Source organism: Streptomyces sp. NPDC058469 (genome assembly GCF_042721125.1).
Lineage (GTDB): Bacteria > Actinomycetota > Actinomycetes > Streptomycetales > Streptomycetaceae > Streptomyces.
On sequence record NZ_JBHXME010000343.1, the window covers coordinates 1 to 2,251 of the forward strand.

The window sequence follows — 2,251 nt, forward strand, 5'->3', positions numbered from 1 at the left end:
GTCGATCGGGCGTCCGGATTTGGCCGATGATAGTGCGTACCCAAGGCTTGAATGGAATGTGAGCGGTATCGAGTTTGTGGATTGCGAATGGATGATGCTTCGCGGAATTTCGGGCTGCATTTCTTTGAAGGTGGTGGCTTCCGATTTCAAGCGGACATGAGGGGAACAAGAATTTCGTCGACGATTGCGGTGACCTCATCGCGGCCGACGGCGTCGGCGCGCCATGCTTCTACGAGGAGCATCCGGGGTCCAACGGAGGCGCTGCGTTCGGTGATCCGCGCAGGGTTGGCCTCGCCCCGCGCCGCGGCGTCTCTCAACACCTCGAGCAGTGCCTCCTGGGCGGGGCGGATCACTGATCGCCACACCTGTTCGTAAAGCTCAGGATGTTGGTGGCGGTGTGCGAGCAGCGGCCGCAGGGCCTGCCCGTGTGGCTCGTCGAGCGCGTGCACGAACTGGGTCAGTAGCGTGATCAGGTCGGCCCGCAAGGAGCCTGTGCGCGGCGGCATGGGGGGATGCCCGAAACCGGTGGCTGGGTCGGTCAGCGCGGCCAGCACCAGCGCGTCCACGCTCCGCCAGCGGCGGTACAGGGCTGCCTTGCCGGTGCCGGCCGTGGTCGCGATCTTGTCGAAGGACAGCGCGGCGTAGCCGGCGCGGGCCAGATCCTGCAGGGTGGCGAGGTAGATCGCCTCGGTCAGCGCGCGGCCTCGGCGACGGGTTGAAGGTTGCACGGTCACGCTCCTAATCTTGCTGCTAGCATAATTAGTGAACAGATTTGTTCACTAAGGCAGCCGCCGGTGGCGCCCGGGAGGGACCCTGATGTACCGCATCGTCAATGTCGCCGTCGTCGACGCCCGGGACGGCTCGATCACTGCTCATCAGGACATACGAATCGCCGACGGGCGGATCGCCGGGATCGGCGCCACAGACGGGCCGAAACAGGATCCGGCGGATGTCGACGGCCGAGACCGCTTCGCCGTGCCCGGATTCGTGGACATGCACGCGCATCCGCTCAACCTCGGCGACCCCAGCGTCGAGCTGAAGCTTATGCTCGCCTTCGGCATCACCGGTTACCGGCAGATGAGCGGTACTCCGCAGCTGCTGCGCCGACGCCAGGAGTGCGCCTCTATCGCCGACGGCCAGACGCCGAAGCTGCTCGGCACACCCGGCTCGGTACTCACGCCGTTCAACGCGGGCAGCCCCGGCACGGCGGTCGCGGAGGTGCAGCGTCAGGCCCGTGAGGGTGCGGACTTCATCAAGGCGGCCCTGATCACCCCGGAGGTCTACTTCGCCGTCCAGGCCGAAGCCGACCGGCTCGGCATTCCGGTGGTGGGCCACCTGCCGGCCGGCATCGACGTACGCGCCGCATCCCAGGCCGGCTTCCGATCGATCGAGCATGTCGGCCCAGGGCTCGGTGTGCTGGCCGGCTGCTCCTGCCATGAGGAACATCTCCGCGCCGCGACCTCGGGCAGCTCGATCAAAGCACCGCCCTTCAGGATCCCGTTCGCCGACAAGGTGGCCGCCAAGGCGATCCAGAAGATCGTGGTGAACCCGTCCCAGATGGCCGGCCCCGCCACTCTGGACGCCGCTCGCGACGCGATCGACAGCTTCGACGAGGACAAGGCCCGCGAACTGGCCCGGCAGTTCGCCGCGGACGATACCTGGAACTGCCCGACGCTCATCCGGATCAAGGCCCAGCAACTCTGCGACGACCCGCAATTCGCGGCCGACCCCGACCTGCGCTACGTCACCGCGAAGGAACGTAAAACCTGGACCTCGGCCGCCGACGCGTTCCGCCAGAAGTTCGACGAAACCCAGCGCGCGGTCTTCGCCGACCAGTTCGCTCTCCAGTCGCGCATGGTGAAGATCCTCGACGAGGAGGGCGCGCCGCTGTTGGCCGGCACCGACGCGGTCGGCGCAGCCTGGGTCGTCGCCGGAGCGTCGCTGCACGACGAGTTCGACCTACTCGCCGGCGCCGGCCTCAGCCCGCTACGGGTATTGCAGACCACCACCCTCAACCCGGCCCGGTTCCTGCGCCAGGAGAAGGACGCCGGCACCATCGAGGCCGGCAAGGGGGCCGACCTCGTCCTGCTCGACGGTGACCCCACCGCGGCGGTCGCCAACCTGCACACCGTCAGCGGCGTCGTAGGCAGGGGCAGGCACCACGACGCCGAAGCGCTGGCCGCACTGAAGCAACAGGCCACCGGACGCTAAAAGAGGGTCATAAGTTCACTTATAGCTCCTTCGTGGAATG

2 protein-coding genes are annotated in these 2,251 nt (G+C 67.1%); one reads left to right on the top strand and one right to left on the bottom strand.

Translation table 11 applies throughout. The annotated features are described in order from the left end of the window. Window positions 1–146: 146 nt before the first annotated feature. On the bottom strand, window positions 147–734 hold the full coding sequence (locus ACFWP5_RS52280) for a TetR/AcrR family transcriptional regulator (protein WP_384174488.1): 588 nt from the start codon (window positions 732–734) through the stop codon (window positions 147–149). Window positions 735–816: 82 nt separating this feature from the next. Here ACFWP5_RS52280 and ACFWP5_RS52285 point away from each other — a divergent pair, with 82 nt between their 5' ends. Continuing rightward, complete coding sequence (locus tag ACFWP5_RS52285) at window positions 817–2,211, top strand: amidohydrolase family protein (RefSeq protein ID WP_384174491.1); 1,395 nt, start codon at window positions 817–819, stop codon at window positions 2,209–2,211. The last annotated feature ends 40 nt before the right edge of the window (window positions 2,212–2,251 follow it).